This is a genomic window from Oceanobacillus sp. B139/18 (genome assembly GCF_055524595.1).
In genome coordinates this window covers 317,111-342,337 of record NZ_JBVFXI010000002.1, presented here as the reverse complement: position 1 = coordinate 342,337, position 25,227 = coordinate 317,111, and the positions used below count along the sequence as shown (strand labels likewise).

Here is a 25,227-nt window from a genome sequence, read left to right as displayed (position 1 = left end):
TAACGGTAATATAATCTAGTTGATTTTAGGAAACAGGGATATCAGAAAGCAAAAAGTGGAAGAGATGTATTTTAAAAAGGGGATAAATAATGGATAAAAAAGAAGAAATTATGCAATCCGCAATTCATCTTTTTTCTAAAAAAGGATATGCTGCTACATCGGTTCAGGAAATTGCTAATGACTGCAGAATTTCCAAAGGGACATTATATAATTTTTTTGATTCAAAAGAAGATTTATTGATACAGGTAATCCGTCACAATCACCGGAAAATGCTGGAGCAGGCTGAAAATCTCAATCTGGATGCCTCCCTGCCTCCAAAAGAAAAGCTGATTCAAAAGGTGGTTGTACAGTTTGACGGGATTCGTGAAAATAAAGATTACTTGAGTATGTTACTGACTGCATTGCCTCCACATGACAATCCGAAAATTTCTTTGCTTATGAAACGAATCCGAATCACGATGATGAATTGGTATAAGGATTGCTTTATGGAGGCTTATGGAAGCCAAGTAGAGCCGTACATCTGGGACCTGGCACTGATGTTTCAGGGGACATTAAAAGAGTATACTTCCTTGATTTTTCGAGATCACAAGGAGCTTGATTTTGAAGATGTTGCCCGTTTTGTTGTGGAGCGGTTTGATACGATTGTGCAGCATACAACAGAGGCAGAACCTGTGTTGACACCTTTGGAAATGAAAGAATACGAGGCTTTTCAAGCAGACCTGGAACCGAAATCTCCAGAACAGCAAATCAATCAGCTTTTGGAAGAACTGGAGAAGAAAATAAAGAAATCGGCGCTGTATGATGAGGAAAAAGAAGAGTATGCTGCAGCCGTACAATCTTTACAAGCAGAAATCCATGAAAAGAAACCCAGAACGTTTTTGGTTAAATCATTACTTTTGTTTTTAGCTGAGATAGAAGAATGTCAGCCGCTTGTGCACCGGATAGAAGTATTTTTAAAAACATTGCAGACCGTGTAGCCGTTTTTAAAAACGAAGTAGATAAGAAGAAAGGATTGGAATGTGATTTTTTTAACATTCTTTTTCTTTTGTGATGCGGAATAAGTGAAGCTGTATCTTCCAGATCAATGACTGGAATTAGTTGAAAAAAGAATTGTAAAAGAAATAGGAGATGAGAAAGTATTATGGCTGAATCAACAATGAACAATATAAAAAAGGGGCCCATTCTTGCTGTTATCATTTTAGGCGCATTTGTATCGCTCTTGAATCAGACATTGATGAATGTAGCATTGCCTTCAATAATGGAGGATTTAGATATTGTAGAAAGTACAGCACAATGGATTACGACAGGGTTTATGCTGGTTAATGGGGTGCTTATTCCGATTACGGCATTTTTAATGGAGAAATTTTCAACAAGACAGCTGTTTTTAACAGCAATTAGCTTATTTGCGCTGGGAACATTAATTTGCGGGATTGCACCAGATTTCCCTATATTGATGGCGGGACGTATTATTCAGGCAGTCGGCGCAGGGATTATAATGCCGCTATTAACAACCGTGGTTCTGGCACTGTTTCCGGTTGAAAAACGCGGAGGAGCGATGGGGATTATTGGTATTGCGATTATCTTCGCGCCAGCGGTCGGTCCGACGTTATCCGGCTTTGTAGTAGAACATTACTCATGGAGATTACTATTCTATATCATTTTCCCAATTGCTGTTTTAACAATTATTCTTGGAGCTATTTTCTTGAAAAATGTTACAAAACAGACCTTCCCGGATATTGATGTGATAGCAGTTATTCTATCTACCCTTGGGTTTGGCGGTATTTTATACGGCTTCAGTACAGCGGGTACAAACGGATGGACAGATGCAACAGTAATCACAGGATTAGTTGTCGGCTTTGTTGGATTAATTTTATTTGTGTTACGTGAATTAAAGGCAGATGTCCCTATGTTGGATTTCCGAGTGTTCAAGGACCGTATTTTTTCTCTGACCACGGTGATTAATATAGCAATTACGGTAGCTATGTTTGCTCCAATGCTGCTGATTCCGCTATATTTACAAAATGTCTTAGGTGTCAGCCCGATGAATTCCGGTTTGATGTTGATGCCGGGAGCGGTAGTAATGGGGATTATGTCGCCGATCACTGGTAAGGTGTTTGATCGAATTGGTGCACGTCCGCTTGCTGTTTTCGGTTTAGCGATAACTGTCGTAACAACCTATTTATTTACACAGCTTACCGATACAACAAGCTATTCGTACCTGATTGTCATTTACACCATTCGTATGTTCGGCATGTCTATGATTATGATGCCTATTATGACGGCTGGATTAAATCAGCTGCCGCAAAGGCTTCATCCGCATGGCACAGCTATGGTTAACACAGTCCGTTCTGTAGCAGGAGCCATAGGTACGGCATTTTTAGTAACAGTTATGACGAACCAGGCTAAAAACAGTATAGAAGGTATTATTGCAGATAACCATTTTAATCCTGCAAACCAGCAGGATATGCTGCATGCAGCTAACCTTGCGCAAGTTCAGGGAATCAATGATGCCTTTATGGTATCTACGGTATTTGCAGTTATCGGGTTGATTTTATCATTCTTTATTAAACGCGGCAGAACAACGCAGGAGGAAAATCCAGAGTTGCAACAGGATAATCTTGTACAGGAAAAAGCATAATCTAAATAAAACCAGGGTGCTGTTCGAAAAATGAACAGCACCCTGGTTTTATTTAGGAAAAAATGTTTCTTAATATAAAAGAATTTTCGTCATAAAAAATGGATAAGATAATTATCCAATCCATTTTAGAAGCTATATGTATTTTTTGTTTTTCCTGCATAAAGGGTTACAAAAATACTTGTAATACTTAAAATCGTTCCGATGATTGCTGTAATCGTAACGGCCGCACCCGTCGATGCAAAAAAGCTTCCCAAAATAAGCCCGGTAAAAGAAATGGCAATCAAGGCTTGATAAATTGCTGAAATAGTTCTTACCACCACATGATGGAAGAATGATAAAAGAAGGGGCGGTAAAAATAACACGACGACCATCCCTATGGAAATAAATAAACCGCCAAGATCATCATAGGAAATGGTATTGGGACCTGTCGGCTGCCGCGCAGCTAATAAAATACAGACGATTGCACTCAATAATGTCAGAGCAATCATCAAAATCTTTTTAGACATGGTAAAACTCCTTTCTCTGTTTTAATATAACATATTTTTTAAAAAATTCGATGGTTCAGCCTCGGTTGATTTTTAGTTAAATAATGGAAAAATCTTAGCAGAGAAAATAATTATTAAAACGCATTGCCCAGCAGGACTGCTATAAACCTTTATCCAGAAAAAATGTAAAAATCTTTCACCAAAAGGGATAAAAATGTAATGCAAAGGAAAGGTATCTATATATTCATTCAAATGATGACATATTAGGAGGAGATAAAAAATGGATCAGAACCTTTCTTACGGAGCGGATTATAAATATATTCCGGTCACATCTGTGAACAGCGGTGCAGGTACAGAAGTTTTGTCAGACATCTATTGTCATACTATCCAAATTGTTAATATTTGTTTCGTGCAAGATCCAGAAACAAAAAGCTTTGTGTTGATTGACGCGGGTATGCCGAAATCAGCGGATAAAATTATGGCTGTGACAGAGGAACGCTTCGGCAAGAACAGCAGGCCAAAAGCAATTATTTTAACACATGGTCATTTTGATCATGTAGGGGGACTGGTTAATTTAGTGAGGCATTGGAATGTCCCTGTCTACGCCCATAAGCTGGAGCTTCCATTCCTGACTGGAAAAAAGAGTTATCCCGAGCCGGATCCGAGTGTGGAGGGCGGGCTGGTTGCTAAAGCTTCTTCCATGTTTCCTAATGAGCCCATTGACATTGGAAGCAGTATAGCGGAGCTTCCGGCTGATGGAAGTGTGCCGGAGATGCCTGGCTGGAAATGGATACACACCCCAGGACACTCTCCGGGACATATTTCCTTATATAGAGAATCCGATCGAATACTGATTGCTGGAGATGCTTTTATTACTGTGAAACAGGATTCCTTATATAAAGTAATGGTACAGGACAGAGAAATACACGGACCGCCGAGATATTTTACAACAGATTGGGAAGCAGCAAAGAAATCGGTTCAAACGCTGGAAGCCTTAAAACCAGCAATAGCAATAACGGGGCACGGCGAACCGATGTACGAGGAAGAACTGTCTGAAGGACTGAAGAAATTAGTAAAAACATTTGATCAGACAGCTGTTCCTGATTTCGGGAGATATGTGGACGATGAACAGTAATAGCGCAGAGGGCTAATTAGAGAATGAAATACAGTTATTAAAAAAAGGTTGCTGGATTATATAATTCAGCAATCTTTTTATATGATCACGCCATCTTTCTGGCTGAACAAAAAGCAGTATAGCTCGAATTTGAAAATATACAACAGTGTCGTTATAATAAAATAAACGACACTGTTGTATATTTTAATGATTGTAACCGAGGTGATTCGATGCCTAAAGTAAGTGAGGCTTATAAGGAAGAAAAGATAAGGAACTTGGTTCAAGCTGCGAAAAAGGTCTTTATCAAGAAAGGTTATGTGCAAACATCGATGCAGGATATCATGGATGAAGCAGGTATATCAAGGGGAGCAATGTACCGTTATTTTAATAATCTGGAGCATGTTTTTTTGGAAGTGTTGAGAGAAGACGACCAAAAAGATGTGGCGTTTTTTGAAGTCTCAAATGACGAACAGATTTGGCCGCAGATTCAGCGATGGCTGGAAATGCAGCAGCAGGTTATTGAAAATATCAATCAGTCTTTGCTTCAGGCAAAAGCCGAATTCTTTTTAACCTCGCAACAGCATAAAGATGATTTTTCTTATGTATCCCAGCGTTACGATGAAATAACAGAAGCGATAGAAGAAGTACTGATGCTTGGCGAACAAAAGAAAGAATTTCAGCTGCAGCAGTCACCAGAGCGAATTTCCAGATATATGATTTCTTTTTTGAATGGACTGATGCTCGATACTTTTCAGCTGGGGATGAAACAAACAAAAGTACAGGAACAATTATCCATTCTGTGCTTTACTTTGGAAAAATTACTATATAAGGAGTGATTGCATGTTATTTGAATCTGCAAGGCTTAGATTGAGAAAGATGACCAAAGAGGATACAGAGCTTTATCATAAATGGAGAAATGATGTAGAGGTCATGCATTCAACCAGTCCTGCTTTAGATGTATATCCAATAAAAGCTACCGAGGATTTTGTAGAGTATGCTATTTTAAAATCGGACACGTCAAAAGGGTATATGATGGTTGATAAGCAAAAGGATACGGCTATTGGGATTGTCTCTCTCATTCACATGGATCATAAAAACCGGAACGCAGAATGTATTATTGATATTGGTGAGAAAGCATATTGGGGAAAGGGCTACGGGGCAGAAGGGATGGAATTGCTGCTTGATTATGCTTTTCTTGAACTGAATCTGCACCGGATATCCTTACGGGTGTTTTCCTTTAATCAGCGGGCAATTCATCTATATAAGAAGCTTGGTTTTGAATTGGAAGGGAAAAGCAGAGAGGCTCTATTTCGGGACGGGAAGTGGTACGATATGATTCATATGGGAATTTTGCAAAGAGAGTATTTTGAGAGAAAAAAGATAGTGTAGCCGTTCGTTAAAAAATCAGGAGCGAGAAACTGGAAGTCTGCTCCTGGTTTTTAATTGTTTTTATAATTGAGGCGGCTGCTCAACTGGCTGGTAGATAGAAGCTATCGTCTGAATAGCATAATCCGGTGCGGCCATTAATGGGTAATAGCCTTTTTTTGTCATATACTGCCAAACCTCGTAAGCATGGTGATTGCTGTTCAAAAAGGCATGTTCCAAAAACGTTCTTAAATCCGGGTTAGCGCATTCTACAGAAGCATTACCATAATTTTTTGCAGAACTCTTCTGATTAAGCAGATAAGCTGTAGCAATTTCACGGTCGGTATGCTGCTGTACTTCTGTTCGCGGCGTTGCAGCAGGAAATTCTGAAATGGGAGCCTGCGTGTAGGATGCTAACATCGGATTTATTTGAGCAGGCTGAAATTTTGTAATATCCGGTGTTGTTTCGCTTTGAACAAATTCTACTTTTAGATTATAGTCTTGTACATGTAACGGGAAGTGCCTTTGTAATAATTCCTTCAATTCAGGGTCTTGGGCTTGATTAATAAAGCCTGCCATGCAAGATATTGTATTATAACACCCTGCAATCAGCTCGCTTAGCTCATGTAATTCATGAGAGGCTAACTTCATGGGAATCACTCCTTATTATTTTCCTATTTCTCTTATGCTTTGCCGTTAGACTTAATTTATACTTTCAGGCGTTGACGGGAAAAACTTGCAAAAATGATAAGGCCGAAATAGTTTTTTATTTGTTTTTGTCTTTTTTAGCATAAAATTCTTCACTTACTTCTGTTTGCAAGCTATCCGAATTAATGTGGTTCTCCTCTCCATCTACATGATCAAACACAAAATTACGCAAATATCGATGATAAAAAAGTTCACTTATTGTAATTAGAAAAGCAGCTATTAATGCCGCTCCATCCACAGAAAGTGCATTGTCATACAGTAAAGCGCCAATTCCCCAGATGCCGATATAAGCAAGTGCAAAATCACCTACTGCAGCTGCTATACTCCCTATTCTGGGAAGAATCAGCATATCACCTGCAAATGCAACGGCAGTTAAAATCAAACTGGTTATCATCAAGCTGCTGAAAGAAATTTGAAAAAGCAAACCTAAAGTGACCCATAATATTCCTGTTGTCAGAACTAATTTAATGAAGAATGCTAAAACGTATTTCATCTAATCACCTTCCTTTCCATTTTTATTATCAGAGTCTCATTCATCAGAAAAAATCTCCTGCTCAATGAAGTTCGCCTTTAATAATAACTGTATTTTGCTCTCTAATCCTAGTGTTTATGCAGTAACTCGGTATATTTCATAACAAGTACAGCTTATTTGTCTCAGTCAAAGTGTTTCTTTTATTGTGATTCAGTTGGTTTAGAATTCGCTCGAACGTGGTATATTAAACCAATTCATTTTGTACGCTGTCATTTTTGGCGGAATTTTCTTAACTTTGATGCGTCATTTTTTGATTATTTAGTACCCCTTCTTTTACAATTATCGACTTGCTGATTATCGGAATATTAATTTTGTTGGAATTGAAAACTATAGACCGGCAGACTCCTGCTATATAACGGTTTTGATTATGTGAATGATTCGATATCGGTTTTCGTGCGTGTGCTTTCATCAAGGTCATCTTATGGTCAGTGCATCAACTGGATAAATTCTCCTGTATTACTTTTTTCTGCGAATAAAGTGTAAGAAGGGATTTGAAAAACGACAATGCTATAAAAATTGATATAATAGATTAGAAAGTCTTGAAAAATAGCAGGAGTAATCGACATAAATTTTATAAAATTACAATACATTACATTTGAAAGTCAGTTTAGTCACGCAGATTACAAATAGAATAAAAAAAAGGATTTTTCCTAGTAACACTTATTTTTTTTGTTAAAATGTCTAACGTGTTGTCAAAGTGTGTCTAAACATGACAGCTGATGATTGCGAAATGAAATTCTGCGATTTTCATGATTTGATGAATGATAAAGGAAGGGTATAGTTATGTTATTGATTCCAATTGTGCTCGTTATTGTACTGGTTATCGGTATCATGGAGTGGAATTCGCATAAAAAGCATGTGAATGCTTTGCCGATTCGGGTGAATGTGAATGGAATCCGTGGGAAATCAACAGTAACGCGGCTGATTACAGGTATTATTAAAGAAGCGGGGTATAAGACCATCGGGAAAACGACTGGTACTTCAGCAAGGATGATTTACTGGAATACGCCGGAGGAAGAGCCTATTGTCCGACGTCCTGAGGGTCCGAATATCCGTGAACAGAAAATCGTTGTGAAAAAAGCAGCCGATTTGGGCGCCGAGGCGTTGGTAAGTGAGTGTATGGCGGTTAACCCGGATTATCAAATTGTTTTTCAGGAGAAGCTGCTCCAAGCGAATATTGGTGTAATTGTTAATGTGCTGGAAGACCATATGGACGTGATGGGACCGACATTAGATGAGATTGCCGAAGCCTTTACAGCGACGATTCCGCATAATGGGCATTTAATTATCTCTGAAGGTCCTTATGTAGAGTATTTTAAACAAGAAGCAGCGAAAAGAAACACGAAAGTGATTGTGGCCGATAACAGCAAAATTCCGGATGCATATTTACGCAAATTCGATTATATGATTTTCCCGGAAAATGCTTCGCTCGCTTTAGCAGTTGCGGAAGCATTGGATATTGATGAAGAAACAGCATTTCGCGGAATGCTTAAGGCGCAGCCGGATCCGGGCGCGATGTGGATTAAGCAGGTGAGCCATGAAGGTTCCGAAACTTATTTCGTTAACGGTTTTGCGGCCAATGACTCTGTTTCTACCATTAACATTTGGAAGAATGTAGCGTCATTAGGGTATCCGGCGAAGAACCCGATTATCGTAATGAACTGCCGGGCAGACCGTGTGGACCGGACCATTCAATTTGTGGATGATGTATTGCCGCACCTGCCGATGCATGTGCTTGTATTGATTGGGGAGAAGGCCGACCCGATTAAGAATGCTGTGAAATCTGGCAAACTGGAAGTTAATCAAGTAATGGATCTTCAAGGGAAATCAACGGATGAAATCTATGAAACATTAATCGAGATATCTTCAGATAATATGATTTATGGAATAGGGAATATCCACGGTGCTGCCGAACCATTAGTTGAAAAATTCCATGCCGGCACAGAAACAGAGAAATAGGAGGATCATAGAATGTTTGGCTCAGATTTATATATTGCACTCGTGCTTGGAGTTATTCTAAGCTTACTTTTTTCAGAGAAAACCGGCATTGTCCCGGCTGGACTGGTTGTGCCTGGATATTTAGCACTGGTTTTTGACCAGCCTATCTTTATTGCCGTTATTTTTGGTATCAGTCTTTTAACATATGTTATTGTGACATACGGACTTTCACGCATTGTCCTGCTCTATGGACGCAGAAAATTTGCTGCTATGTTATCCGTAGGGATTGTGTTGAAGCTGCTCCTCGATTATACCTATCCGGTGCTCCCGTTTGAAATATTGGAGTTTAGAGGGATTGGGGTTATTGTACCCGGTCTTATCGCCAATACCATTCAAAAACAAGGAGCCATTATTACTATCGGAAGTTCGCTTCTATTAGGTGGACTTACTTTTGTTATTTTAAGCGTTTATTACATCATATAGGAAGGGTTAATATGTCTAAAAAATTAACATATCAAGAAAAAATATTACGGATGGGGAAACGTCATAAAAAATCTGCCGGTAAACATGTAGCCATCGGTTTAGCTATTGTTGTTGTCTTCATTATCGGACATAAAATCTTCTTTTCACCAGATGTAGCACAGGTTGACAGCAGAGATGATTCAGAGCTGACAGCTACTTTTGTCGGTGACATCATGTTTGGCCGTCACGTGGAAGATGTGACAGAGAGATACGGAGTAACCTATCCATTTGAAAAAGTGAAGCCTTTCTTTGACAATGCGGATTATGTGTCTGGTAATTTTGAGAATCCGATTTTATTGCAAGATGAAGATAATTATGAGCAAATAGATAAACGAATTCATCTACATACGGGTGAAGAGGCAGCTCAAGCTTTAGCAGAAATGAATTTTACCATGCTCAATCTGGCTAATAACCATATGATGGATTATGGCGCAGAAGGACTGACTGATACGATTTCGGCACTTGATAGTGCAGGTTTAGCCCATGTTGGTGCCGGGGAAAATGTAGAAGAAGCAACTGCTGTTGATTATCAGGACGTGAATGGAATAAGAATTGCAACACTTGGTTATACAGATGCGCTTGTAGAGGGCTTCTCAGCGCTCGGTTACCGGGCAGGCGTAGCCCGTTCGTTGCCGGATAATATTTTCCCAATGATTGAAGAAGCGAAGCAGGAAGCAGACCTTGTTTTTGTGAACATGCATTGGGGGGTTGAATATGATAATCAGCCGCACCCGAGACAGACCGAGTTAGCAAGGGCAATGATTGATGCCGGCGCAGATGCTATTATTGGACATCACTCGCACGTGTTATCAGAAGTGGAAAAATATAAAGATGGTGTTATTTTTTACGGGCTGGGCAACTTTGTTTTTGACCAGGGCTGGTCCAGGACAAAGGATAGTGCGATTGTACAGTATGATCTATTAAGCGACGGGACAGGCAGGTTTGAGATTACGCCGCTGCGTATAGATGGAGCACAGCCTTATGTAACAGAAAACAAATACAATCAAATGAAAATTCATATGCAATTAATGAATAATCAGCCGGAAGAGAATTTTGAAAAAGAAGATGGGAAGCTGATTCTGGAAGTGGATCATTCTGATGTTTTAGAAGGAAGGAGTTCTGATAATGGGCAATAAAAAACTTATGATTATACTGGGAGTTATTGTCGTAGCAGGGCTGGTATTTGTTTATGCTCAGCAAGGAATGTTTGAATCGGATACGACAACGACTGATTATGGTGTCGAACAATCGGAGACAATCAATTCGTCAGAAGGATATGGTGTGAGCGCTTCGCATCCATTAGCAGTAGAAGCAGGGAATAAAGTATTGGAAGAAGGCGGGAACGCAGCAGATGCGGCAGTAGTCGTTTCCTACGTGCTTGGCGTTGTAGAGCCCTATGGTTCAGGCATCGGCGGCGGCGGAGAGATGCTGGTCTACCCGCATGATGCAGAGGAGCCTACCGTTTATGAGTACCGTGAAACGGCACCAGAATCAGGTGCAGAACCGGAAACCTTTGCTATTCCAGGTTTAGTAAGGGGAATGGAGGATCTCAATAAGGATTTAGGTACGATGGACATGCAGGACTTGATCCAGCCGGCAATTGACTATGCGGAGGAAGGATTTCAAGTTGACGGCCATTTGGTAGACAGGCTTAGTAAAGGCTCTTACCGGATGAATGTTCCAGAGCTGGAACAATTTTTCCCGGATAATGACATATTAGAAGCAGGCGATACATTGGTACAGCCTGAATTAGCGGAAACATTACAGCAAATTCAGGAAGGCGGAGCAGATGCTTTTTATAATGGACCAATTGCAGATCAAATCTTAGAACATGAGGAAACATTAACAGCAGAAGATTTAAGCAGTTATACTGCAGAAACAACCGAAGCTGCGCATGGCACCTTTGCCGGATATGATGTATATTCTGCGCCGCCTCCGTTAGCAGGGGTTACATTGATTCAGTCTCTGCAAATGGCAGAGCAGTTAAATATCGGGTCGACGGAGAATAATCAAAGAGATTATATGCATCTGATTGGAGAAATTTCCAAACGGTCCTATGATGACCGTGTTGAAAATGTGGGGGACAGATTCTTTACGGACGCCATGTCTGCTGATGAACTGACATCACCTGAGCATACACAGCAGATGGCCGACACGATTTCACTCGATGAATTATCCGAGGACTATGAAGTGAATGATTCGGTATCCGATGAAGAAGACCACGATAATACGACACATTTTGTCATTGTCGATCGAGATGGTACAATGGTATCAGCAACGCATACCTTAGGGAATTTCTTTGGCTCCGGTGACGATGTAGGCGGGTTTTTCATGAATAATCAAATGGAAAACTTCAGTCAAAGGGATGAATCATTAAATAGTATTGAGCCAGGAAAAACACCAAGAAGCTTCACGAGTCCAACCATTTTGACAAATGGTGACCGGATGATTGGTATTGGCTCGCCAGGCGGTAAAAGGATACCGATGGTAATGACACAAGTGCTCGTAAAATATTTGATGTTTGATGAAACACTTGAAGATGCCGTCGAGGATGATAGATTCTATATTGAAGATAATGATATTTTCACAGAAGGCGAGTTAGATACCGATATTCAATCAGGTCTGAGGGCCCGAGGCTATGAAATCTACAATCAAACGGAACACGATTTTTATGGAGGAATTCAGGCACTTGTTATCGATGATGAATCTAATTCTATTTATGGTGTGGCAGATAACCGGAGAAACGGTATAGTGCAAGTCAATGATTAATCTAACAGGAGGAAGGTAAAGTGAAGAAAATAATAACTGGCATTACGCCAATTTTGCTGCTTGTTCTTGCTTTAACATTCATGACCAATTACAAACAATGGGACGACCTGTCTGACACAGAACGATATCAAATTCGAAATTATGTTGCGGATGCTGAAGCGGCAGATTCCGAGTCTGCTGATGCTCCGGAAGAAGAACAGGCTGAAAATAACGTTGCCAACGCAAATAATGACGAAAATGATGAAGAGCAAAATGAAGAAGAACAAGATGATGAGCAAAATGAAGATAACAATACGGACACTTCTGAAGCTGAGGAATAAAATGATAGAAAAAGAGGTTCATATATTGAACCTCTTTTTTATATGCGCAATGAGTAATTCATCATATTCGTTTTATGCATTTTAAAAGTGAGGTTTATTCGGGCAATCAGAAGGTGGGTGTTAATAAATTATATCTTTTTTTCTTTAAAAGGATATTCAGAGAGTGTTAACTTATATTTACCATCAGAAAGCAGTTTTTCGCCTTTTCGGAAAGAATAAATATAAAAGGAAATGTATAGATATACATTTATTGTGTTTTATAGTATGATAGAAAATATTTTCTTTTTGGGAGGAACGAATGATATGGCATTATTTTTTACATATGTGATAGCAGGACTTGCTATTGCAATGCCAGTGGGAGCGATTACCGTTGAAATGATAAAGCAGGGGCTTAAAAATGGGTTTATGCATGGCTGGGCTGTGGGGTTAGGCGGAATGACAATCGATTTTGTTTTGATTGCTGCGCTTTATTTAGGTTTAGCATCTATTCTGCAATTACCTTTTATACAAATCCCTATGTGGCTGATTGGCGCAGTCTTTTTATTTCTGATTGGTTATGAATCGATTAAAAATGCTGATAATGATATTACATTGGCAGGGGAAAAACCGGCTAAATCCATACGCTCCTCCTACCGAAATGGATTCCTTGTGGCTATTTCGCCAGGAAACGTTGTATTTTGGCTGAGTGTTTTTGGAGCTGTTTTAAGTAACACATATAATCCAGAGCAGCCATCCAATTTCTTACTTATTGCTGCTGGGATTTTAACAGGAATTTTACTGCATGATATCGGTTTGCTGGCGATTGTAGCTACAACGCGGAAAGTAATGAACCGGGCAATGATCAAAGGATTTTCTATTATTGCCGGTATCGTACTAATTGGTTTTTCCGGGTATTTTGTTTATGAATTTTTTAAGGTTATAACCGATAGGATTTAAGTCAGCGGCTGACCTAATTAAACTATATAGATAGCGGAATTATTGTACTTAAAGCTGAATTGCATCGTAAAGAAAGTCATTTTTGATTCACAGGCTTTCTTTTTTTAAGAATAGGAAAGTATATAAAAATGCTGAATATAGCCGCTCCAACGGGGTTCATGGGGGTGAGTAAAAATATATTCCACTTTCCATGGACCCCGAGATCATCTCCTTTAAAGAAGACTTGCCGACAGGCGCAGACAGAAGCATAGTCGCACTTATGCCCCGAGGGTATAAAAAGAAGTACGCTTTTTTCTGCGGGGTCTTCCCCCTGGGATAGCGATTACTCGCCCATCAAAACCGTCTCTAGAATTAGCTTCAATTTTTTGTAAGAAATCAAATGATACATATTTCTTCTTAGATGGAAGCGGAGGGAAGTCGACTCCTGCGGGAAAAGCAACAGGTGAAGACCCCGCAGAAAGGGCTTTTCTTTCGAGGAGGCTAAGCCGTTGCCCACGGAAAGCCACTTCCCGGAGCGGACATCTCTTCGGCGAGAACACAGATGTTTTAAAGACCAAGCAGTATTCTCGGTTTTTCTTAGGATTTCAAAATTACAGGTCTGCCAATTGTATAAAAACGCTTATAACAATAGTTATCTTATGACATTGCATGTGGCTTGCAGATTAATCCTTTGAATCAAGTATTATCCAGACAGTCAGATACGAGAGAAACCCTATAATAAGACTGCCTCCCAGCATGCCGATAACCATGGTTTGAAAGGTTTTGATATCTGTAACGAACAAACCGACTCCGAAGCACAGAAAAAGAAGAACAATCCATAAGGAGATCAGCATTTTAAAGGTAATCAGACTGGCTTTTTTGGAGATTAACTCCTCCCGTTCATCTTGCGTGCTGAATTCTCCTTTTCGAGTGCTATAGCCTTCATTATGCTTTTTCTTCCCGTACCAAAATCGGGCAATGCCAAAAATAACTAGCCAGCCTAAAAATAAAAACCAAAAAATGCCGAATTCAAAGGAAAAAGAAAAAGGGCCTTTATTTACAGTAGCAGTTAGAACCGTTTGTATCATTCCCAAGGTCAGGAGCAATATCATAATGATATTCCCCGTTTGTTCAAATATAATTTTCTTCATAGCAGGATCACTCCTCATCTAAATAAAAAATAACGTTAATATCTGTTTCCAGTACTTTTGCTATCTGTAATGCCAACAATAAAGAAGGCGTATAATTGCCCTTTTCCAAAGAAACAATCGTTTTTCTGGATACATTGACCTTATTTGCCAACGCTTCCTGTGTCATCTTTTTTTGCTTTCTAAATGTCTGCACCTTATTGATAACGATCATGACATCTCTCTTCTCTTTAGTGATGTGAAGTTGACTTCTCATTTTATGTTATCAAAAGAAAAATGAGAAGTCAACTTCACATTTTTAATGTGTCTTTATTGCAATAAAACAGCTTATTTGTTCGTGCTGATATAGTTTTACTTTATGTATCGATTTTCTATCTTTTAAGAGGGAGTTCAAAATTCTAGCAAATGACAGGATGCTTGATCTTCTTGCCTCGTATAGAGTACTTTTTTTATAAACATTTTAATTGCAAGGTTAGACAAAACGAAGATGATTTGATATTGTCATAAAAGTGACAATCAAATAGGTGTACGACTGCAAAAAATAATGTATATTGGTACTGTATTTAAATTTTTGTTACAAAGTTACTTTTTGTAATTTCAGGCTGAGCAAAATGACATTTTTATGTTATATTTACCTAGATAGGAGAGATGTTTATATGAAAAAATCGCCATTAAAAGTAATCGTAACGATAACATTAATTGTTGTTGCGCTGTTGGTGTTACTGGTTGTGCTCGTAAACCGGGACTCAGAATCTTTTGGAAGGGAATTTGATGAAGCACCTTCCACAGAAGGACAGCCAATCTATGGAGACTCAGACGCTCCAGTAACTGTCGTCGAATTTGGAGATTATAAATGCCCTGGGTGTAAAGCATGGGACGAAACTATTTTTCCACAATTGGAAGCGGACTATATAGATAATGGAGACGTGCAATTTTCATATGTCAATATATTGTTCCATGGAGAAGAGTCACGATTAGCTTCATTAGCTGCAGAAGCTGTCTATGTGCAGAACCCTGATGCGTATTGGGATTTCCATCATGCTCTGTTTGATGACCAGCCAGAAAATCAGCAAGCCACATGGGTAACCAACGATAAAATAGAGGAAATTGCTGATGGGGTTGAGGGAATTGATACGGAAGCATTAATGGAAGATATTGAAGAGGCGTTGGCGGAGGATGTAGAAAATAATCCACTTATGGATGAACTTGTAATAGATGATAATTTAAGAAATCAGTATGAAGTGGAATCAACGCCGACGATTATGGTTAATAATGTTAAGATAGAGGATGACGATACGTTTGATTACGAGGTTATCCAAGCAGCTATTGACGAAGCGTTAGGTGAATAAGATGAATAAACTGGATATGAGACAGCTTTATATGTATTTTGCCTGGGTCGTTTCTTTAGTAGCCACCTTAGGAAGTCTTTATTTTAGTGAAATAAAAGGGTTTATACCGTGTGAATTATGCTGGTATCAGCGGATTGCAATGTATCCTTTGGCATTTATCCTTGGAGTAGCTACGTTCAAGCAGGAATTTACAATCAAAAAGTATGTACTGCCCATTGCCATTATCGGCTGGTGTATTTCGCTGTATCATTATCTTCAGCAAAAAGTACCGGGGTTTGCCCCGTTAAAGCCATGTGTTGGCGGTGTGCCTTGTAATGCAGAATATATTAATTGGTTCGGTTTTATGACGATACCATTTTTAGCTTTCACTGCTTTCACTCTAATTATTATTTTTATGCTGCTTATGAAATCGAATAAAAAGTAAGAAACAGCCGCCGGAAAATTTTTCGGCGGCTGTTTTATGTGAAAAAGCGCAATATCATACAAGAAAATACCGAGATGATTTGTTAGTTTAGAAGAAGGTAAAGAGGTGCAAGGAGGGAGCAGTGAGCATGGCAGATGAAACGCGAACGATTTATTTAGATCCGGATTTAGAAGCGGAAGCATATCGTTTTAAAGGAATCACACAAAAGTTTCCGGCGCATTTTCATGATTACTATGTAATTGGCTTTATCGAGGAGGGAGAGCGGGAGTTAATCTGCCAGGGAGAAGAATATGTTATTCAGCCGGGCGATGTACTTATTTTCAACCCGTACGATACCCACAGCTGTGAGCAGGTAGATGGAGGAACATTGGATTACCGCTGTATTAATGTAAAAGCGGAAGTGATGAAGAAAGCTGTGTTTGAAATGAAGGGAGAGGAGGTTCTTCCACGTTTTAAAGAAAATGTTTTGTATAAGAATGAAGTAGCATCTGCTTTAAAAGACCTTCATCTAAAAATGACGGAGGGAGAGGATGCATTCCAAAAAGAAGAGCTGTTTCTCTATTTAGTGGAAGAGCTTATTGAGATAAATTCAGATCTGGCAATCCCGCAAAAAGAAGTGGAATCCTCCCAAAAGGTGCAGGAAATCAGCAATTATTTAGAAAAGCATTATGCTGAAAAAATTTCATTACAAGCGTTAAGCGGTTTAACAGGATGGAGTAAATATTATTTATTGCGGTCCTTTACCAGACAAAAGGGAATTTCTCCTTACAGCTATTTGGAAACAATTCGGGTGAATCATGCAAAAAGGCTGTTAGAACAAGGAGTGAAGCCGATTGAAGTAGCTTTCCTGACGGGGTTCAGTGATCAAAGCCATTTGACCAGGTTTTTTAAGAGCATGATTGGATTAACACCGAAGCAATATATGAAGATTTTTGAACGGAACGGAGAGATATAATGCATTCGATGGAAACGAAATGTGTACTTGTTATCGATGAAAATCTGCCTTTAGGATTAATTGCCAATACGGCAGCTATTCTCGGGGTCACACTTGGAAAGGAAGCCCCTGAAATGGCAGGGGAGAATGTAACGGATTTATCTGGTGTGGAGCATGCAGGAATTGTAAAAACACCTATTCCTATTTTAAAGGGAAATGCCGGACTGCTTCATGAATTAAGAGATAAAACAATGACAGAGACGTTTGCTGACCTGACTGTTGTTGATTTTTCCAATGCAGCGCAAAGCTGTAAAACGTATGTGGAATACATAGCAAAGCTTCAGGAGAAATCGAAATCAGATTATCTGTATTATGGACTGGGGATCTATGGAGAAAAGAAAAAAGTGAATCAATTAACAGGCAGTCTTGCGTTACTAAGATAGCTGAAAGGAGCATGCGGGATGGATAATTTACTGGCATATATCCTGATGGCGTTGATAATGTCCATGCTGCCGGGGACTGATACGGTATTGGTGATGAAAAATACCTTCCGTTATGGTGCAAAGGCTGGCTGTGCTACCATACTCGGGATAGCATTTGGACTCACCTTCTGGACCATGATTGCTGTCTTTGGACTGTCTGTTGTGATTGCCCAGTCAGTTTTTCTTTTCAATATCATTAAATATCTTGGAGCTGCTTATCTCATTTACTTGGGTATCCGTGCTTTCTTTTCAAGAGATACTTTCTCTATGGAAGCTGTATCAGAGAAAAATGATAATAGGAAAACAGCAAAACCTTATTATAAAGATTCTTTTTTTCAGGGGGCCATCAGTAATATATTGAATCCGAAAACGGTTGTAGTATACATCACTTTTATGCCGCAATTTATAGATATAAGCGGGAACGTCAATCAGCAGCTGATTTTTCTTGGATGTATCTTAACGCTGATAGCGTCAGGATGGTTTTTTATGCTGGTTTATTTTTTAGATACGATGAAGCGTTGGCTGAAAAAGCCTGGATTTCAAAAGGTTTTTCAAAAATGTGCCGGACTGCTATTAATGGGTTTTGGCGTAAAGCTGGTTATTTAGAACTTTTTCTGCAGAAAGAGAGATTTTCCTTTGATAGACTTCCAGATTTTAATGTGTTTGCGATTTCATCTCCAAAAAATAGAAATGCTTGATATATACAAAACAAAAGATTTAAAATATTTGGGGACAGAAATGAATTTATCCTGTCGAATATGTTATGATGGAATATAATCCAGACACGAGATTGGATATTGGACAGAAATGGTAAAGGAGTCAAAGGAGAATGACAGAAAAAGAATTAGAAATTTTGAGAATTATAGAAGAAGATGCGCGAATTGATTACAATACATTAGCGAAAATGACAAATATAAGTGAAGAAGAAATTCAAACGATTTTAAAAAAATTAGAGAAAATGAAGGTTATCTTAAACTATTCTGCAGTGGTGGATTGGAGCAAGGTGCCACAGGCTGAACAGGTAACAGCGATGATCGATGTGAAGGTAACTCCAAAACGCGGCGTGGGATTTGATGAGGTTGCAGAGCGTATTTATCGCTTTTCTGAGGTGCAGGCCTTATACCTTATGTCCGGTGCATACGATCTTCAGGTAGTGATTGAAGGAAAGACGATGCAGGAGATTGCCCGCTTTGTTTCAGAAAAACTCTCATCCATCGATTCTGTGATTTCAACGACAACCCATTTTCAGTTGAAGAAGTATAAGCACGACGGAATTATTTTTGAAGAAGGCGAAGAAGATCGCAGAATTGTGGTGACACCATGAGTCAAGTAAGTGTAAAAACGAAAAATCGTTTATCATCACGTATCCAGGATATTAAGCCATCCGGCATCCGAAGATTTTTTGACTTAGCTTCTTCGATGGATAATATTATTTCTTTAGGTGTCGGAGAGCCTGATTTTACAACACCATGGAATATTCGTGAGGCAAGTATTTCATCGATGGAAAGGGGATTTACTGCTTATTCAGCGAATGCCGGTGTACTTGAATTAAGACAGGAAATAACAAAATATATGGACCAGCGCTTTGAAGTGGATTATGATCCGGAAACAGAGGTGCTTGTAACTGTCGGGGCAAGTGAAGCAATCGATATTGGCTGCCGTGCTATTCTAGATCCGGGGGATGAAGTCATTATTGTCGAGCCTGGATTTGTATCCTATGCGCCGCTTGTATCCATGGCAGGAGGTGTGCCGGTTTCGGTAGGAACAAAAATAGAAGATGATTTTAAAGTCTCCGCGGAACAGATTCGGGCGGTGCTCACAGAAAAAACAAAGGCGTTAATGATCAGTTTCCCGAATAACCCTACTGGTGCAGTGATGTTAAAAGAAGATTTACAGGAAATAGCAACGTTAGCAGAAGAGCATGATTTGATTGTCTTTTCTGATGAGATTTATGCAGAATTAAGCTATGATCACAAGCATGTCAGCTTTGCGGCGCTGGATGGGATGAAGGAGAGAACGATTTTAATTTCCGGATTTTCTAAAGCTTTTGCAATGACAGGCTGGCGCTTAGGCTTTGTGATGGCACCACCTGATTTATTGGCGGCAATGCTGAAGCTGCATCAATACAGCTTAATGTGCGCACCGACAATGGCACAGTATGGAGCGTTAGAGGCTTTGAAGAGCGGGATGGACGATGTGGAAAGAATGACGCAGTCTTATAAACAGAGACGCGGATTTTTTGTAGAGTCTTTCGCAGAGATGGGCTTAGCCTGCCATATGCCTGGAGGCGCGTTTTATGCATTTCCGTCTATTAAAGCGACGGGATTATCCTCTGAAGAATTTGCGGAGAAATTATTATATGAAGAGCATGTTGCTGTGGTGCCGGGGGATATCTTTGGTGCTGGCGGAGAGGGGCACATCCGTTGCTCCTATGCGACTTCGATGGAAAACCTGCAGGAAGCTACGAAGCGAATGAATCGTTTTGTTAGTAAATATTTGTAATCAAAAACCCGCGTATTGTTTTTCATTTAAAACAATACGCGGGTTTTTATCTTTAAAGGATTAAGCAAAGATATTGCTGATTTTTTGAATATCATCTTCAGATAATGAAATCTCAGCAGCTCTTTTGTTGCTTAACACCTGTTCTGGGCGTTTTGCGCCAGGAATAATCACATCAACTGAGTCTTGAGAGAAATACCAGGCCAGAACAATATGAGCAACCTCTTCTCCGTATTTATCCGCAATTTTTCTTACCTGATTTACTTTTTCCAGGTTATCTAAGAACTGCTGCCCTTGGAAATTTGGTTTTTCTGCCCGTAAATCAGAAAAAGTGGTGTTCTTATCATATTTTCCAGCTAATAAACCAGATTCCAATGGGAAGTAAGGAATAAATGTGATGTTATTTTCCGCAGTATAAGGGAAAAAGTCTTTTTCAGCATCACGATTTAACAGGTTATATTCTGCCTGCAACACGTCTACATAACCGTCCTGGTTTGCGTCCTTCAATTGCTCTGGCGTAAAATTGGAAACACCGATGGAGCGGATTTTTCCTTGATCTTTTAACTCTTTTAAAGCACCGACAGCTTCTGCTTTCGGCGTGTCTTCATCAGGGAAATGGATATAAAACAAATCAATATAATCTGTCTGTGTACGCTTCAACGCGTCGTCAACAGATTGCTTTAAAAATGCCGGTGAATTGTCCATTACCGTATCGTTGCCGACAAATTTATGCGCTGCCTTCGTTGCCAGCACGATATTCTCACGCTTATATTCTTGAATAACCTCTCCAACTAATTCTTCCGAGCGCTTCGGTCCATAAATAAATGCTGTATCCAGCATATTAATCCCATTATCCAGTGCTGTGCGGACAACGTCTTTTCCTTGTTCTTCATCCAGCATATCCGGATAAATGTTATGGCCTCCTACTGCATTGGTTCCTAAGCCGATAGGATGTACAGAAACATCTGATTTACCTAAATTTACATGTTTAACCACTATAAAACTCCTTTTCCGATTGATTTACTCTATTATGAATATACCACAAAATAGGATAGTTAAACATAGATTAACAAATGGCTCTTCACCAAAATCTATGGGTGACATAGTAGATATAAAGTTGCTGTAAGCGACCACTACGGAAATACACTACGCTTTCCATGGGCCCCGAGCTCATCTCCTTTAAAGAAGACTTGCTGATTGGCAAGCCGACAGGCGCAGACAGAAGCATAGTCGCACTTATGCCCTGCGGGTAGAAAAAAAGAAGTACGCTTTTTTTCTGCGGGGTCTTCACCCTGGGACTGGGACTGCGATTACTCGCCCCGCCGAAGACCATGGCGCTTTCCCACGACGGACAGGACGTCCTAGTGTCGGTCGTTGGTCACAGGACGTGACCGTTCTTAGCCGACCAGGAGTCTCCGTGTATTTCCTCCGCTAGCTAGTTGCTTTTATCATATTTAATTATATTTTCCAACCATAGATTTCGGTGTTGATCCTAACAAATGTATCTTTTTTCTTTTACTCTTTAACAACTAATCCAATCAGAGAAGCAAATTGAATCGCTTGATAAGAGGAAACTTTACAGCCTTTTAAACTTTCTAATGAAACGGTCAATGTTTCAAAGCTGGAAGAGCTGATATCGATTCCTTTCAGCGTAGTCTGTTCAAAATTCGCTTCATTTAAATCGCAGCGGTTAAATTCAATTTTTTTGAATTTACAATTGTAGAAATCGACATTGGTTAATACGGATTCGTTAAATATAACCTTTTCGAGCTTGGCATTTCCAAAAGCAGCCAGATTTAAGGTGGAATCATCAAAGCGGACATTGCCGATGGATGACTCCGGGAATTCACAGCCGACTAATTTGCAATGAATAAACTCCACGCGGTGGATAGAAGATTTCGTCAAATTTACATTGGATAGATCACAATTTTCAAATCGGACATCTGTCAGCTCTATATTTTCAAAGTCTGTCTGATTGAATTGGCAATTTTTGATGACCGCATCATAAATCCGTACACGCTCCACCACTTCATTGGTAAACTCTGCTCCAGTGATTTCGCACATTTCCAGTAACGGATCCTCTTCGAAAAAAATATCGGTAAATCTTTTTTCAGTTAATACAGGAGAAATTTTTGGAATGTCTATTTTCATTTTATACCTTCTTTCCTTAGCCTCTTTTACATTATCGTTCTATTGTTGCATTTTTTCCATCATAACATATTTTTCTTTCACGATATTTGTAGAATGGTATACTAGACAGTAAGGAAATATAGACGAAAAAGGGGAGTCAGCATGGGGCGATCGGAAGCAGCAATTTTCACCAATATGTGCATGATTGAAAATGGAAAGGGACAGATTCTGGTTCAAGACAGACAAAATAAAAACTGGCCGGGAATCACTTTCCCCGGAGGGCATATTGAAAAAAAGGAGTCATTCCATGATGCAGTAGTCCGGGAGGTAGAGTAAGAGACAGGCCTACATATAAAACAACCAGTGCTGTGCGGAACGAAGCAATTCCAGACGAACCAGGATGAAAGGTATGTCGTTTTACTTTATAAAACAAATTCTTTTTCCGGTGAATTAAAGAGTTCGGATGAAGGAGAGGTTTTTTGGATTGATAAAGCTGCATTGCCGGATTATCCATTAGCGCCTGATTTTATGGAGATGTATAAGGTATTTGTAGATGAGAGGATTTCAGAGTTCTATTATAACCAGCGCAATGAAAAGAAAGAAGTTGTCTTATTTTAATTATATAGAGGGAGGAAGACAATATGGATATATGGGGAAAAGTTTTAGAAAAATTAAGCAGTGACTTATCTAAACCAAGTTTTGATACATGGCTGAAAAACACAACAGTGGAATGGGATGAAGATGAATTAACAGTATTTGCAGCGAATGAATTTACGATTGATTGGCTGGAGACTCAATATAGTGAACGGATTGGGGAGGCTGTAAAAGAAGTAACGGGAGAAGATTATATTATCTGCTTTGCAGTAGAGGAGAAGGATGCTGACTCTATTTTTTCTACTACCCGTTTAGAATCATTTTCATATGAAACGGACAGCATCAGCAGGTTAGAGGCAAAGATAGACCGTCTGGAGGAGAAAGTGCAGCGGCTGATCGATGTGAAACGCTTGGATGAAAGAGCTGCATTGCTGGAAGAAAAAATAAGTAAGCTGGAGCAGCAGATGAAGTGATGTTTAAAAAAATGCTCCTATAGCAAAAGTAATAACTTTGGTCTTATAAATTAAGAAAAATCTCAGTAATTTCTATTGCTGAGATTTTTCATGTGTATGCAGCAGATTATTTCATCTTTTCATATTGACCTTCACGTTACGTCATACTGTAAGTTAAAAATAAACTTTGAAAAGGTGTGATAAAATGAATATCAACATATTACGTTCGGATAAGATTTATAAGAAGGTCATAGCTAGTCCACCAGAAGAAAAAACAGAGTTGTATCGACGGGAGATGCTTGGTCCTTACAAGAAAAAGTGGGAAATACAGCAGATTCCATTCCATGCGGAGGAGGAAAATGGATTTGATGTGATGACAATAAATAATATGGCACATCTGTCACCGGAGATGATAACAACTGAAGTTGAATCAGACATGAAACAGATTTCCTCTGATGCGTTATGGGGTGAATTAAAGCAAACATTGGAACACTGCTTAAACCAATTTACACAGCATGGGATCCATTTACCTGTGTCTGAATATTTATTTACGATTTTGTTAGGCAGTCCGGACAGCAAAATCTTGCAGCTAAGTGAAGGATATAGTGGGGAAGGAGGGATTCCCGGCTATATTATTCTAAGCTTGCTTCCAAATGAGTATACGTTAAAAAGATTAAAACCTGCTTTAGCACATGAATGTAATCATAATGTCCGTTATCAATTTATTAAATGGGATGATAAAATTAATCTTGGGGAATTGATTGTCAGTGAAGGACTGGCAGAAAACTTTGCGACTTCTTTATATGGGGAAGATTTAATCGGACCTTGGGTCAGCAAAACAGATGCTGATACATTGAATCATATTATCAAACCGGTATTGAGAGAGCATTTAGAAATCACAGGATTACAGCAAATCATGGCGTATCTTTATGGAGATGAAGTTGCTAAATTACAGGGGTTACCGGTTGCTGGAGGAGTGCCACATAGTGCCGGGTATGCATGCGGTTATTATTTAGTGAAGTATTATCTGCAAAAAACAGGGAAATCCATTGTGGAAGCAACGACACTCCCGGCTCAGGAGATATTAAGCGAGGTGGAAGCATATTGGGATGAAGAAACCATACTACACCGTTAAAGATATGATTACTATTACAGGTGTAACGAAAAGAACACTGCATTATTATGATGAAATCCATTTATTAAAGCCTTATAGCTATTCAGATAAAGGCTACCGGCTGTATAACCAGGAGGATCTCAAAAAATTGCGGACCATTTTGCTGTTAAAGGAACTAGATTTGCCCTTGAAAGAAATAGCGGCGATTATACAGTTGCCAAAACAAGAGCAAAGGACGATTTTAGCCGGACATTATGAAGCGATGCAAATAAAAAAGCAAAACCTCGAGCGGACATTAGCCAATTTAAATGATTTTATTTCTGGAAAAGATATCTCTAACTTGGATATTTTTCAGGAAGGCAGCGTGCTGCCATTAAAAGAACAGTATCAAATGGAAGCTAAATATGTATATGGGGATACAGATAAGTATCAAGAATATGAAAAAAATATCAAACAAATTCCCGAAGAAGAAAGAGCTGCTGTATTTGAAGCTTTTGATCAGAATATGCAGGATGTATTCATGCAGTTTGCCAAGCTCTCAGAGGAATCACCTGCTTCTGAAAAAGTACAGCAAATCGTTCTAGAATGGAAAAGTTATCTCGAACAGTTTATGATAGGTGATACAGAAATCCTGCAATGTATTGCTTATACGTATAAGGAAGATAAAAGCTTTAAAACATATATCAATCAATTCGGAAACGATACATTGAATGAATTTATTCATCAAGCTATTTTATACCATTGTGAAGATGAAAAGCTGTCACATAAAAATAGCAAATCAATACAGGATTGAAG

Annotated in this window: 30 protein-coding genes; 23 read left to right on the top strand and 7 right to left on the bottom strand. The window is 39.2% G+C overall.

All coding sequences use genetic code 11. From position 1 onward, the window contains the following. Nucleotides 1–89 precede the first annotated feature (89 nt). Entirely contained in the window at nucleotides 90–977 is an 888-nt protein-coding gene (locus tag ACZSMY_RS09060) for a TetR/AcrR family transcriptional regulator (protein WP_193064994.1), read from the top strand. A gap of 164 nt (nucleotides 978–1,141) precedes the next feature. After that, entirely contained in the window at nucleotides 1,142–2,638 is a 1,497-nt protein-coding gene (locus tag ACZSMY_RS09055) for a DHA2 family efflux MFS transporter permease subunit (RefSeq protein ID WP_042532862.1), read from the top strand. A 125-nt stretch (nucleotides 2,639–2,763) separates the two neighbouring features. On the opposite strand, the gene ACZSMY_RS09050 is transcribed toward ACZSMY_RS09055, so the two are convergent. Further along, on the bottom strand, nucleotides 2,764–3,144 hold the full coding sequence (locus tag ACZSMY_RS09050; RefSeq protein WP_042532863.1) for a hypothetical protein: 381 nt from the start codon (nucleotides 3,142–3,144) through the stop codon (nucleotides 2,764–2,766). 259 nt (nucleotides 3,145–3,403) lie between these two features. Here ACZSMY_RS09050 and ACZSMY_RS09045 point away from each other — a divergent pair, with 259 nt between their 5' ends. From ACZSMY_RS09045 to ACZSMY_RS09035, 3 genes are all read left to right on the top strand, one after another. Beyond that, nucleotides 3,404–4,258: an MBL fold metallo-hydrolase gene (locus ACZSMY_RS09045; RefSeq protein WP_465147677.1), complete on the top strand. Its 855-nt coding sequence runs from the start codon at nucleotides 3,404–3,406 to the stop codon at nucleotides 4,256–4,258. A 209-nt stretch (nucleotides 4,259–4,467) separates the two neighbouring features. Further along, on the top strand, nucleotides 4,468–5,073 hold the full coding sequence (locus ACZSMY_RS09040; protein WP_042532866.1) for a TetR/AcrR family transcriptional regulator: 606 nt from the start codon (nucleotides 4,468–4,470) through the stop codon (nucleotides 5,071–5,073). A 4-nt stretch (nucleotides 5,074–5,077) separates the two neighbouring features. Then, nucleotides 5,078–5,626 carry a GNAT family N-acetyltransferase gene (locus ACZSMY_RS09035; RefSeq protein WP_042532867.1) on the top strand — a complete coding sequence of 183 codons (549 nt, stop codon included), beginning with the start codon at nucleotides 5,078–5,080 and terminating at the stop codon, nucleotides 5,624–5,626. Nucleotides 5,627–5,686: 60 nt separating this feature from the next. On the opposite strand, the gene ACZSMY_RS09030 is transcribed toward ACZSMY_RS09035, so the two are convergent. Continuing rightward, a complete protein-coding gene (locus ACZSMY_RS09030) occupies nucleotides 5,687–6,253 on the bottom strand; it encodes a spore coat protein (protein ID WP_193064992.1) in 567 nt (188 codons plus the stop codon). Nucleotides 6,254–6,368: 115 nt separating this feature from the next. Then, nucleotides 6,369–6,803, bottom strand: coding sequence for a YndM family protein (locus ACZSMY_RS09025; RefSeq protein ID WP_042532871.1), 435 nt, complete (start codon nucleotides 6,801–6,803; stop codon nucleotides 6,369–6,371). 822 nt (nucleotides 6,804–7,625) lie between these two features. On the opposite strand from ACZSMY_RS09025, the gene pgsB reads away from it, so the two are divergent. The 6 genes from pgsB to ACZSMY_RS08995 all read left to right on the top strand — a co-directional run bounded on the left by pgsB (nucleotide 7,626) and on the right by ACZSMY_RS08995 (nucleotide 13,327). Then, complete coding sequence (pgsB, locus tag ACZSMY_RS09020; protein ID WP_193064991.1) at nucleotides 7,626–8,801, top strand: poly-gamma-glutamate synthase PgsB; 1,176 nt, start codon at nucleotides 7,626–7,628, stop codon at nucleotides 8,799–8,801. Between the two features lie 12 nt (nucleotides 8,802–8,813). Next, nucleotides 8,814–9,263: a poly-gamma-glutamate biosynthesis protein PgsC gene (pgsC, locus tag ACZSMY_RS09015; RefSeq protein WP_042532875.1), complete on the top strand. Its 450-nt coding sequence runs from the start codon at nucleotides 8,814–8,816 to the stop codon at nucleotides 9,261–9,263. An 11-nt stretch (nucleotides 9,264–9,274) separates the two neighbouring features. Beyond that, on the top strand, nucleotides 9,275–10,438 hold the full coding sequence (locus ACZSMY_RS09010; protein ID WP_042532877.1) for a CapA family protein: 1,164 nt from the start codon (nucleotides 9,275–9,277) through the stop codon (nucleotides 10,436–10,438). Then, nucleotides 10,428–12,071 (top strand): gamma-glutamyltransferase family protein, encoded by a 1,644-nt coding sequence (locus tag ACZSMY_RS09005; protein WP_042532879.1) that lies wholly within the window; start codon nucleotides 10,428–10,430, stop codon nucleotides 12,069–12,071. The genes ACZSMY_RS09010 and ACZSMY_RS09005 overlap by 11 nt, the downstream gene beginning before the upstream one ends. A gap of 20 nt (nucleotides 12,072–12,091) precedes the next feature. Continuing rightward, nucleotides 12,092–12,391 carry a hypothetical protein gene (locus ACZSMY_RS09000; RefSeq protein ID WP_042532880.1) on the top strand — a complete coding sequence of 100 codons (300 nt, stop codon included), beginning with the start codon at nucleotides 12,092–12,094 and terminating at the stop codon, nucleotides 12,389–12,391. Between the two features lie 303 nt (nucleotides 12,392–12,694). Continuing rightward, a complete protein-coding gene (locus ACZSMY_RS08995; protein WP_193064988.1) occupies nucleotides 12,695–13,327 on the top strand; it encodes a LysE family translocator in 633 nt (210 codons plus the stop codon). A gap of 662 nt (nucleotides 13,328–13,989) precedes the next feature. Here the strand turns inward: ACZSMY_RS08995 and ACZSMY_RS08990 are convergent. After that, the gene (locus ACZSMY_RS08990) at nucleotides 13,990–14,457 is read right to left on the bottom strand and encodes a DUF2178 domain-containing protein (protein ID WP_052485013.1); all 468 of its coding nucleotides are present in this window, start codon (nucleotides 14,455–14,457) and stop codon (nucleotides 13,990–13,992) included. A gap of 7 nt (nucleotides 14,458–14,464) precedes the next feature. Then, nucleotides 14,465–14,668 (bottom strand): helix-turn-helix transcriptional regulator, encoded by a 204-nt coding sequence (locus tag ACZSMY_RS08985; RefSeq protein WP_042532882.1) that lies wholly within the window; start codon nucleotides 14,666–14,668, stop codon nucleotides 14,465–14,467. 442 nt (nucleotides 14,669–15,110) lie between these two features. On the opposite strand from ACZSMY_RS08985, the gene ACZSMY_RS08980 reads away from it, so the two are divergent. The 7 genes from ACZSMY_RS08980 (at nucleotide 15,111) to ACZSMY_RS08950 (ending at nucleotide 20,145) form a co-directional block, all read left to right on the top strand. Continuing rightward, the gene (locus ACZSMY_RS08980) at nucleotides 15,111–15,803 is read left to right on the top strand and encodes a thioredoxin domain-containing protein (protein WP_042532884.1); all 693 of its coding nucleotides are present in this window, start codon (nucleotides 15,111–15,113) and stop codon (nucleotides 15,801–15,803) included. Between the two features lies 1 nt (nucleotide 15,804). Then, the gene (locus ACZSMY_RS08975; protein WP_193064987.1) at nucleotides 15,805–16,227 is read left to right on the top strand and encodes a disulfide oxidoreductase; all 423 of its coding nucleotides are present in this window, start codon (nucleotides 15,805–15,807) and stop codon (nucleotides 16,225–16,227) included. 127 nt (nucleotides 16,228–16,354) lie between these two features. Next, a complete protein-coding gene (locus ACZSMY_RS08970) occupies nucleotides 16,355–17,182 on the top strand; it encodes an AraC family ligand binding domain-containing protein (RefSeq protein ID WP_042532888.1) in 828 nt (275 codons plus the stop codon). Beyond that, nucleotides 17,182–17,604 carry a DUF2000 domain-containing protein gene (locus tag ACZSMY_RS08965; RefSeq protein ID WP_042532890.1) on the top strand — a complete coding sequence of 141 codons (423 nt, stop codon included), beginning with the start codon at nucleotides 17,182–17,184 and terminating at the stop codon, nucleotides 17,602–17,604. Before ACZSMY_RS08970 ends, ACZSMY_RS08965 begins: the two co-directional genes overlap by 1 nt. Before the next feature lie 18 nt (nucleotides 17,605–17,622). Beyond that, nucleotides 17,623–18,249, top strand: coding sequence for a LysE family translocator (locus ACZSMY_RS08960; protein WP_042532892.1), 627 nt, complete (start codon nucleotides 17,623–17,625; stop codon nucleotides 18,247–18,249). 223 nt (nucleotides 18,250–18,472) lie between these two features. Then, the gene (locus ACZSMY_RS08955; RefSeq protein WP_042532894.1) at nucleotides 18,473–18,967 is read left to right on the top strand and encodes an Lrp/AsnC family transcriptional regulator; all 495 of its coding nucleotides are present in this window, start codon (nucleotides 18,473–18,475) and stop codon (nucleotides 18,965–18,967) included. After that, the gene (locus ACZSMY_RS08950) at nucleotides 18,964–20,145 is read left to right on the top strand and encodes an aminotransferase (RefSeq protein WP_193064986.1); all 1,182 of its coding nucleotides are present in this window, start codon (nucleotides 18,964–18,966) and stop codon (nucleotides 20,143–20,145) included. Before ACZSMY_RS08955 ends, ACZSMY_RS08950 begins: the two co-directional genes overlap by 4 nt. Nucleotides 20,146–20,205: 60 nt before the next feature. Here the strand turns inward: ACZSMY_RS08950 and ACZSMY_RS08945 are convergent, their stop codons facing one another. Continuing rightward, nucleotides 20,206–21,138: an aldo/keto reductase gene (locus ACZSMY_RS08945; RefSeq protein ID WP_256705977.1), complete on the bottom strand. Its 933-nt coding sequence runs from the start codon at nucleotides 21,136–21,138 to the stop codon at nucleotides 20,206–20,208. A gap of 519 nt (nucleotides 21,139–21,657) precedes the next feature. Continuing rightward, the gene (locus tag ACZSMY_RS08940; protein WP_042532900.1) at nucleotides 21,658–22,293 is read right to left on the bottom strand and encodes a pentapeptide repeat-containing protein; all 636 of its coding nucleotides are present in this window, start codon (nucleotides 22,291–22,293) and stop codon (nucleotides 21,658–21,660) included. A gap of 141 nt (nucleotides 22,294–22,434) precedes the next feature. Between ACZSMY_RS08940 and ACZSMY_RS08935 the strand changes: the two genes are divergently transcribed. From ACZSMY_RS08935 to ACZSMY_RS08915, 5 genes are all read left to right on the top strand, one after another. Next, a complete protein-coding gene (locus ACZSMY_RS08935; protein WP_465147676.1) occupies nucleotides 22,435–22,608 on the top strand; it encodes an NUDIX domain-containing protein in 174 nt (57 codons plus the stop codon). 27 nt (nucleotides 22,609–22,635) lie between these two features. Next, the gene (locus ACZSMY_RS08930) at nucleotides 22,636–22,890 is read left to right on the top strand and encodes an NUDIX hydrolase (RefSeq protein WP_465147675.1); all 255 of its coding nucleotides are present in this window, start codon (nucleotides 22,636–22,638) and stop codon (nucleotides 22,888–22,890) included. 23 nt (nucleotides 22,891–22,913) lie between these two features. Continuing rightward, the gene (locus ACZSMY_RS08925; RefSeq protein WP_212928254.1) at nucleotides 22,914–23,339 is read left to right on the top strand and encodes a DnaA N-terminal domain-containing protein; all 426 of its coding nucleotides are present in this window, start codon (nucleotides 22,914–22,916) and stop codon (nucleotides 23,337–23,339) included. A gap of 184 nt (nucleotides 23,340–23,523) precedes the next feature. After that, nucleotides 23,524–24,453 carry a DUF2268 domain-containing putative Zn-dependent protease gene (locus ACZSMY_RS08920; protein WP_256705978.1) on the top strand — a complete coding sequence of 310 codons (930 nt, stop codon included), beginning with the start codon at nucleotides 23,524–23,526 and terminating at the stop codon, nucleotides 24,451–24,453. After that, nucleotides 24,428–25,225, top strand: coding sequence for a MerR family transcriptional regulator (locus tag ACZSMY_RS08915; RefSeq protein ID WP_465147674.1), 798 nt, complete (start codon nucleotides 24,428–24,430; stop codon nucleotides 25,223–25,225). The genes ACZSMY_RS08920 and ACZSMY_RS08915 overlap by 26 nt, the downstream gene beginning before the upstream one ends. The last annotated feature ends 2 nt before the right edge of the window (nucleotides 25,226–25,227 follow it).